General features: G+C 70.8%; 10 protein-coding genes and 3 tRNA genes. 9 read left to right on the forward strand and 4 right to left on the reverse strand.

Features of this window, described 5'->3' with window-relative positions:
• On the reverse strand, nt 1-187 hold a 187-nt coding region (locus tag QZ483_RS11365), incomplete at its 3' end, for a hypothetical protein (RefSeq protein ID WP_297084063.1).
• Between the two features lie 620 nt (nt 188-807).
• On the opposite strand from QZ483_RS11365, the gene QZ483_RS11370 reads away from it, so the two are divergent.
• The 9 genes from QZ483_RS11370 (at nt 808) to QZ483_RS11410 (ending at nt 5,394) form a co-directional block, all read left to right on the forward strand.
• Complete coding sequence (locus QZ483_RS11370; RefSeq protein WP_297084064.1) at nt 808-2,169, forward strand: hypothetical protein; 1,362 nt, start codon at nt 808-810, stop codon at nt 2,167-2,169.
• A gap of 73 nt (nt 2,170-2,242) precedes the next feature.
• On the forward strand, nt 2,243-2,683 hold the full coding sequence (locus QZ483_RS11375) for a roadblock/LC7 domain-containing protein (RefSeq protein WP_297084066.1): 441 nt from the start codon (nt 2,243-2,245) through the stop codon (nt 2,681-2,683).
• A 12-nt stretch (nt 2,684-2,695) separates the two neighbouring features.
• The gene (locus QZ483_RS11380; protein WP_297084068.1) at nt 2,696-3,091 is read left to right on the forward strand and encodes a DUF742 domain-containing protein; all 396 of its coding nucleotides are present in this window, start codon (nt 2,696-2,698) and stop codon (nt 3,089-3,091) included.
• Entirely contained in the window at nt 3,072-3,671 is a 600-nt protein-coding gene (locus QZ483_RS11385; protein ID WP_297084070.1) for an ATP/GTP-binding protein, read from the forward strand. Before QZ483_RS11380 ends, QZ483_RS11385 begins: the two co-directional genes overlap by 20 nt.
• 73 nt (nt 3,672-3,744) lie before the next feature.
• Nucleotides 3,745-4,167, forward strand: a complete 423-nt coding sequence (locus QZ483_RS11390) for a hypothetical protein (protein ID WP_297084073.1) — start codon at nt 3,745-3,747, stop codon at nt 4,165-4,167.
• 90 nt (nt 4,168-4,257) lie between these two features.
• A tRNA-Ser gene (locus tag QZ483_RS11395) sits at nt 4,258-4,346 on the forward strand.
• A gap of 237 nt (nt 4,347-4,583) precedes the next feature.
• Nucleotides 4,584-4,670: transfer RNA gene (locus tag QZ483_RS11400), tRNA-Ser, on the forward strand.
• Between the two features lie 71 nt (nt 4,671-4,741).
• Nucleotides 4,742-4,814 (forward strand) — tRNA-Arg (locus QZ483_RS11405).
• A 187-nt stretch (nt 4,815-5,001) separates the two neighbouring features.
• The gene (locus QZ483_RS11410) at nt 5,002-5,394 is read left to right on the forward strand and encodes an SHOCT domain-containing protein (protein WP_297084075.1); all 393 of its coding nucleotides are present in this window, start codon (nt 5,002-5,004) and stop codon (nt 5,392-5,394) included.
• A gap of 1 nt (nt 5,395) precedes the next feature.
• Here QZ483_RS11410 and QZ483_RS11415 read toward each other — a convergent pair whose 3' ends face one another.
• The 3 genes from QZ483_RS11415 to QZ483_RS11425 all read right to left on the reverse strand — a co-directional run.
• Nucleotides 5,396-6,463 (reverse strand): hypothetical protein, encoded by a 1,068-nt coding sequence (locus QZ483_RS11415; protein WP_297084076.1) that lies wholly within the window; start codon nt 6,461-6,463, stop codon nt 5,396-5,398.
• Nucleotides 6,460-7,635, reverse strand: coding sequence for a sensor histidine kinase (locus tag QZ483_RS11420; protein ID WP_297084078.1), 1,176 nt, complete (start codon nt 7,633-7,635; stop codon nt 6,460-6,462). Before QZ483_RS11420 ends, QZ483_RS11415 begins: the two co-directional genes overlap by 4 nt.
• Nucleotides 7,632-7,869 (reverse strand): response regulator transcription factor (locus QZ483_RS11425; RefSeq protein ID WP_297084080.1); only part of this gene is annotated, 238 nt, incomplete at its 5' end. The genes QZ483_RS11425 and QZ483_RS11420, both read right to left, overlap by 4 nt.

Here is a 7,869-nt window from a genome sequence, read left to right on the forward strand (position 1 = left end):
CCGCTCCTGCGGACGCCGAGCGCGAGAAGCAGTCGATCGTGGGTCTGCCCGCACGCGCGACCGACGAGCAGCTGTCCGCGCTCGCGGCCGAGGACCAGCTGGGCTTCAGTCCCGAAGTCTCGCCGAGCGAGGTTGCGCCGCAGTCCGCCGAGGAGCGTGCCTCGATGTTCCGAGGCTTCCGGTCCACCCGTGACGCGGAGACCCCCGTCGAGGTCGAGGGCGAGTCCCTTGGACAGTCGGCGCGCCGCGGCGCGGCCGGAGCCGCTGCGTTCGGCGCTGCCGCATTCTTCGGCTCCCGTGGGGGCGACGAGCCTTCTGTGGCGAGCGCGCCTGTCGACGACGCTGCCCCGGCGGAGCCGTCGATCCCGGGCATCGCCGAGGACGAGCCCGCCCTCGACGAGGTGCCCGCCCTCGACCAGGAATCTGCCCCTGAAGCGGTGTCCGCTCCTGAGATCGAGCCCGCAGCCGAGGCTGAGGCAGCTCCGGAAGCCGAGCCTGAGCCCGAGCCCGAGCCTGAGCCCGAGCCTGAGCCCGACGTTCCGACGTTCCGCATGCCGAAGCTGAGCGCAGCTTCGGTGGCCGCTGTCGCATCGGCGCCCGAGCCTCGCGACGAGGCGCCCATCGACGAGAGTGTCGCGGCGAGCGCGGACTCGGCCGTGGAGCCCGAGCTCGAGACGCCGGCCGACGTGCCGCTCGTGATCCCGATGCTCGAGGACGACGAGCCCGAGGAGCTCGCATTCGCCGCCGAGGACGAGACCGACGAGACCGACGAGGCGCCGTACGGCGGCGTCGAGGCCGTGTCTCTCGATGACGAGCCGTACGCAGGTTCCTGCCGTCGCATCGGCCGATGCGGCGGTCGCCTCGGCACCGGAGGCGCCCTCGGCGCCCGAGGTGGCTGCGGCGCCCGAGTCCCCGTGGGCCGCGGCGCTCAGCGCGTCCGCGCCCAGCGCTCCTGCCGCCGATGCGCCGGTGGAGCCCGCACCCACGAGCGAGTGGGCCGGGTCTGTTCCCTCCGTCCCCGAGCCCGTCGAGCCCTCGGCTCCCGAGGCGCGCTCGCCCTTCGCTCCCGCCGAGGACGCGATCGAGCCCGCGCCTGCGCCGGGCTTCTCCCCCGCACCGGAGGCCCAGGCACCTGCGATGCCGGGTCAGGCCCACGACGAGGCGCCGGCCCACCAGCCGAGCCTCGACGAGCTGATCCAGACCGCGGTGGACGAGGACTCGGAGCAGCGCTCGAGCTTCTTCTCCCGCCTGTTCGGCCGGAGCAACAAGAAGGACGCCGCCGCAGTTGCTGGAGCGGCCGCCGCGGGTGCGGCGATCGCCGGCGCAGCAGCGCAGCAGCAGTCGCCGCAGGAGCCCGTCTCTCACGCGTCGTTCGAGCCGGTGTCGGCACCGCAGCCCGTCGCACCTGACCAGCCCTCGGCGCCCGCGCCGATGCCCACTGCGTTCGAGGCTCCGGTCGCCGAGCCGGAGCCCGAGCCCGCAGCCTTCGAGGCGGCGGCGGCGCCCGCCCCGGCACCGAGCGTGCCGAGCGCAGCCGGTGAGTTCACTCCTGCACCCGCGCCGGCGGACCCCACTCCCGCGCCGGAGTTCTCTCCGGAGCCCGCGGCAGCGTTCTCGCCTGAGCCGGCGACCTCGTTCGCGCCCGCGCCGGGAGCCGATGACCACGGCGGTGGAGTCGCACCCGGTTCGTGGGACGTCGAGCAGGCGCCCGCGGCGCCGTCTCCGGCCACCCCGGCCCCGCAGCAGCAGAGCTACTCGCCTGAGCAGCTGGCGCGTCCCGACGGCTGGGAGGCCGCCGGTGCCGATGCCCTGCAGGCTGCCGAGCCCGAGGTCACGACGTCGTACCAGCCCGTGCTGCAGCCGGAAGAGAGCAGCGGCGGGTTCGGCGGCGACATGACCTCGGACGTGTTCTCCGAGCTCAGCTCGCTCGCCTCGGAGCGGCCCAAGATCGAGAAGACGCGCGCCGGCCTGCAGCGGCGTCGCGCGAAGGACGCGGCCCCCGTCGAGGTCAAGCCCATCGACGAGGACGTCTCGATCGCACCCGCGACGCGCGACGCCGATGCTGTGCGCGACCGCTTCTCGTCGTTCTACTCCGGCACCCAGAAGGCCCGTGACGACGCGGCGGCATTCGCCCGTCAGACCGAGCCGGCGGAGGCCAGCGACACATGACACACCGCACGACTACCATCACGATTCAGGACAACCCGCTCCACCGACGGGGCAAGGAAAGCAAGGAGGAGCTGTGACCGAGCTCAGCACTGAGGCCACCAACTTCGGATGGCTTCTGGATAACTTCGTTCAGACGGTGCCTGGCACGCGTCACACCCTCGTGGTGAGCGCTGACGGCCTCCTGATGGCGATGTCGAAGAACCTCGACCGCACCGGCGGCGACACCCTCGCGGCGGTCGTCTCGGGCATGGCGAGCCTGACGCGCGGGGCCGCCCGCCAGCTCAACGCGGGCGAGGTGCGACAGTCGATCATCGAGATGGACGAGCTGTTCCTGTTCCTCATGAGCGTCTCGAACGGCTCGGTGCTCGCCGTGGCCGCCGACTCGACGTGCGACGTGGGCCTCGTGGGCTACGAGATGACGCTGCTGGTGTCGCGCACCGAGAACGCCCTGACGCCGCAGCTCATCACCGAGATGCGCCAGAACCTTCCCACCGACGGCCTGACCCGCACGTAGGGAGACCCGGACATGACAGACGCGACGACGCCGCACGGCGAGGAGGAGACCTACACGGTCCGCCCCTACGCCGTCACCGGTGGACGCGTGAGCGCCGCGAGCAAGGACCTCCCCATGGAGGCGCTCGTCGAATCGCGCTCGGACACCCAGGCTTTGAAGGGGCTCACCCCGGAGAAGAAGAAGATCCTGCAGCTCGCTACAGGTCAATATCAATCCGTGGCCGAGCTCTCGGCCCACACCCGGCTTCCGCTGGGTGTGGTCCGCGTGCTGGTGACGGATCTTGCTGAAGAAAATCACCTGACCATCCACACTGGTGGAACGGCTGAGGACGCGTCGACGCATGACGAGTCCGGTGGCCTTTCCCTGAGCCTCCTGGAGAGTGTCCTCGATGGCATCGCAGCCCTCTAACGCCGCGGTCGCACCTGGCGCGCCCGCCACCGCCCCCACCGTCGTCAAGATCGTCATCGCCGGCGGCTTCGCGGTTGGCAAGACCACCTTCATCGGTTCGATCTCGGACATCGACCCCCTCAACACCGAGGCGGCGATGACGGAGAAGTCGATCGGCATCGATGACGCCGGTGGCGTCACCGACCGCAAGACCACCACCACCGTCGCCATGGACTTCGGACGCATCGCGCTGCCGGGTTCGCTGTGGCTCTACCTGTTCGGCACGCCCGGTCAGGACCGCTTCCTGTTCATGTGGGACGACCTCGTGCGCGGTGCGATCGGCGCGGTCGTGCTGGTCGACACCGAGCGTCTCGACCAGTGCTTCCCGGCGGTCGACTACTTCGAGGGCCGTGGCGTGCCGTTCGTCGTGTGCGTCAACTGCTTCGACGGCGTGGCGCGCCACACGCTCGAGGACGTGCGCGAGGCGCTCGGCATCCCCGACGACGTCCCGGTCATGTACACCGATGCTCGCGAGAAGGCCGCGACCAAGCAGGCGCTCATCGCCGTGGTCCAGCTCGCGATGAAGCAGCTCAAGCGGTAACCACACCCAGACGGCCGATGCGTGCGCAACGGCGCGCGCGCATCGGCTGGCGCCACCCGACTACCCTGGTGACGTGATCTACCTCGATGGCTCCGCGCTGTGCAGATTCCTGCCCGGGGTGAAGCACTTCGACGAGTGGAACGCGTGGGTCGTGCCGCGCATCGACGACGTCGCGATCACGCAGCTCGGCGTCACCGAGCTGCGCCAGGCTGCGGCGCTGATGCCGCGCGAGCAGAAGGACCTGGCGTATGGCGTCATCGACCAGGTGCGATCGAAGATCGCCATGATCCGCTTCAGCGATCAGAACGTCTCCGTCTCCACGCATGCTGCGGCCGTCCTCAAGCCGTTCGCGGCCCTGCATCTGGGGGCGGCCGTCGCGCACCCGGCGATCGACACGGTCGCGACGTATGACGCGGAACTCGCCCAGGCCGCAGTGCTCTATGGGCTCGGGGTCGTGACGCCCGGGCTCCCGGACGGGTGGCACGGAGGCGCCTGACCGGGGCCGATGCGCGGGCAGGCTTCCTGTGCGCGGTCAGGGAGCGCGTGCTCTCCTGGCAGAATGCTGGGGTGGCGCCTGGCGTCACGAGGAGAGTTGACCGAGCGGCCGAAGGTGACGGTCTTGAAAACCGTTGAGGCGTTGTAGCGTCTCCGTGGGTTCGAATCCCACACTCTCCGCTCCTGGTGCCGTCCGCACGTGCGGTCAGCGCTCACGCTCCAGCAGGAGTGGTCCACGCTCGCGGATCCACACTCACGCTCCATCACCGCGCTCAGACTGCGGCTCGCTGTCTGAGCGCGGCAGTGGAGCACGAGTGTGGTTCTCCCGCCGGGGGCGTCGCGTGGTGGAGGCTGAGGGGGAGGCGGGCCGCATTTTGCCCCGCGTGCCCCACGACCGGTACCCTGTGTGGGCAATCGGGAGACGTGACTGAGCGGCCGAAAGTGCATCCCTGCTAAGGATGTGATGGGGTTACCCATCCGTGGGTTCGAATCCCACCGTCTCCGCCGCCGCGAGTCGGCAGGTCGTGACCCACCGTCGCGAGCCTGTATACTCGTGACTCGGCCATTGCGGCCGTGCGCCCTTAGCTCAACGGATAGAGCATCTGACTACGGATCAGAAGGTTGGGGGTTCGAATCCCTCAGGGCGCGCTCTCTGACCCACGCACAGGCCCTCGTCGCAACAGCGGCGGGGGCCTTTCGCATGCCTGGGCGGCTCGGCGCGGTGCGTGACCATCGCCCCAGGTCCGCGCGCAGGACTCGCGAGTCGCGCCAGCGCGCTAGTGTGCGGGTAGTCCCCTCTTCCGGGACCGACCCTCACGTCAAAGGAGCAACACCCGTGGATTTCTTCGCGAACTTCCTGCAGATCCTTCTGTGGACTCTGTGGATCATGATCATCATCACGTTCTTCGTGGTGGTCATCCGCATCATCATGGACATCTTCCGTGACACCGAGCTCAGCGGCTGGGGCAAGACCGGATGGCTGCTGTTCGTCATCCTGCTGCCGGCGCTGGGCGCGATCGTCTACCTCTTCGCCCGCGGCAACGGCATGGCCCGTCGCGACGCCAAGGACGCTGCAGCGATCCGCGACGCTCAGCGCGAGTACACCAAGGGCGTCGTCGAGGAGGTCGGCGGGGCCGCCGGCCAGATCAAGGCGGCCAAGGAGCTGCTGGACGCCGGCACCATCACGCAGGACGAGTACGAGGCGCTCAAGGCCAAGGCTCTCGCCTGAGTCAGTCCGTCTCGCGCCCGTCGGGCCCGAGCGTCACCCGCGACACGCGGTCCCCGTCGACCGCGACGATCGTGAGGACGGCCTCGCGCCCGACGGGCACCAGGCGGAGGGTCACCCGCCCCCGCTCGGCCGCGCTCAGCGCACCGATGCAGGCGGCGGTGATGCGCTCCACCGCCTCCCCGTCCGGGGGCAGGGCACCGCGATCGTCGAGGATCGTGATCGAAGCGCCGCGTGACCTGGCCGCCGCTGCGGCCTCCGCGACGCCGGGCACCATGAGCGACCGGCCGCGCACGCTGTCGCGCAGGGCGGCTTCCGTGATGATGAAGCTCTCGCGCTCGTCTGACGTGAACGGCCCTCCACCGGCGATCCTCTCGAGCTGAGGTACGGCCGCACGCGCGAGTTCCGCCGCGCGCGTTCGCCTGATCTCCTCCGCCGCGGCGTTCCTGGCCTGCTGGGCCGAGGCTCCCAGCTGCCGTCGTTCGAAGGACGCGATCCGACGTGCGGTCGCGCGCAGGGTCGAGGCGAACAGCGTCGCGACGAGCAGGATGCCGATGTGGGTGTCGAGCATCAGCGCGCCCGTGATCGCCCCGCGCCCGCTCTCGACGCCCCACGCCACCGTGATCGCGGTCATGAGGGCCATGCCCAGCCACGCGAGCAGAGCGCGCCGGCGCAGCGTGAGGATGAACAGCAGCCAGGTGTTCGATCCGAGGTGCCACGTCGCGCGTCCCAGCTCGCCGTCGCCGGGCAGGTTGGTCGCCACCAGGATCGTCGACACCGTCACGACGGCCAGGATGGCGGCGGTGTCGCGCAGGGGGAACGGGTCGGGGTGACGCCGCACGAGCAGCACCGAGGCGCCACTGACGAGCACCATGGCCAGGTAGGACTGCCATGGCGCGCGCAGGACGTCCGCGGTGGCGACGGTGAAGGCGGCATTCGACGCGACGAAGATTGCGACGAGGATGCGCGCCGCGGGCGAGCCCAGGTACAGCAGAGCCGAGACGTCGGCCTCCGGGGGCTTGCGCGGCGCGGCGGCACGGGCGGTCTCGTCCGTGGCCTGCACCGCGCTCACCTGCGCCATCCGATCGTCACGCGCGTTCCCGCACCCGGCTGGGACCACACCCTGCTCGAGCCGCCGGGCAGCGCGTCCATGCGGCCATTGATCGAGGCCTGGATCCCCAGCCGCGTCGCCTTGACCTCCGCCGGGTCGAACCCGCGACCGGCGTCCGCCACGACGACCTCGACCGCGTCGGAAGCGATGCGCGCCGACACGGTCGCGCGCACGCCTTCGCCCGCGTGGCGTTCGACGTTGCGCAGCGCCTCGCCCATCGCCTCGGCGACCGCCGTGACGACCACTCTGGGCACCGAGCAGTCGGGCTCGGAGTCGACCGAGATCGCGGCACCCGTCGCACAATCCGCCACCGTGCCGCGCAGGGTCGCCTCGACGAGGTCCGCGGTCACCACGCTCGCGCTGGTGCCCACGGGCGAGGCGATGGCGCGCACCGACGCCAGTGCCGACGATGCGCGAACGGGCAGGTCGGGGTCGAGTTCTTCACGACTCGCTGCGAGCAGGACCGACATGATGTCGTCGTGGACGATGCCGTTGATGCGCGCCTGCTCGCGCTGACGGGTCGAGCTCGAGGCCGCGGCCATGGCCGCCTCGCGCGCGCTGTCAGCCGCGGCGTCCTGGGCCTGCCCGGCCCGCACCACCGCTTGCGCCACTCCGGTGAGGATGCTGCAGAACAGCAGCGCGCCCACGCCGTCGAGCACCGCGTCGACCACGTCGGTATCAGAGGACAGAATCTGGACCGTGGTGACCATCGGTCCCTGCAGCGCCGGGAACACCCACACCCACCGCGTCGTCCACGTCACCCCCGCGATCGTCGACGACAGCGCGGTGATGCCCTGGATCCAGGGCTCGGCCCCATCCGGAAGGACGTCGACCGTCATGGCCGGAACCCACAGCACCTGGATGGCGAGGAACCCCGCCACCGAGGCCTGGGCGACCCGCCGTGTGAGCCAGACGCTGACGGTGCCGGAGAGTGCCAGGAGAGACGCCGGGAGGGCGATGGCCGTGAGGATCGATGCCCACCAGTACCACGGCGCGAGCACCTCGCGCTGGGCGAGAATCCCGCTGCCGCCGGTGAGCAGCAGAGCCCCGAACACCAGAGCGCCGATGCCGCACGCGGTGTAGAGCACGCGGCGCAGGCGTGCCTCGGCCGGTTCGCGCCGGGGAGCGCTCACTCGAGGATGCCGTCCTCGACGGCGCGCCTGTACAGATCCACGCGCGACGCCGCCTCACGTCCCACGGCCTCGTACTTGCGGCGGATGGCCTTCACGTAGTCGGCGACGGTGCCGCGGGAGATGCCCAGCGAGGCCGCGACGGACGCTGCGGTCTCGCCGGAGGCGTACATGCTCAGCACCTCCTGCTCGCGGTCGCTGAGCCGGGCGTCGGAGATCGCCGCGTCGGCATCGATC

Origin of the sequence: uncultured Demequina sp., assembly GCF_913055775.1 — a bacterium.
Taxonomy (GTDB): Bacteria; Actinomycetota; Actinomycetes; order Actinomycetales; family Demequinaceae; genus Demequina.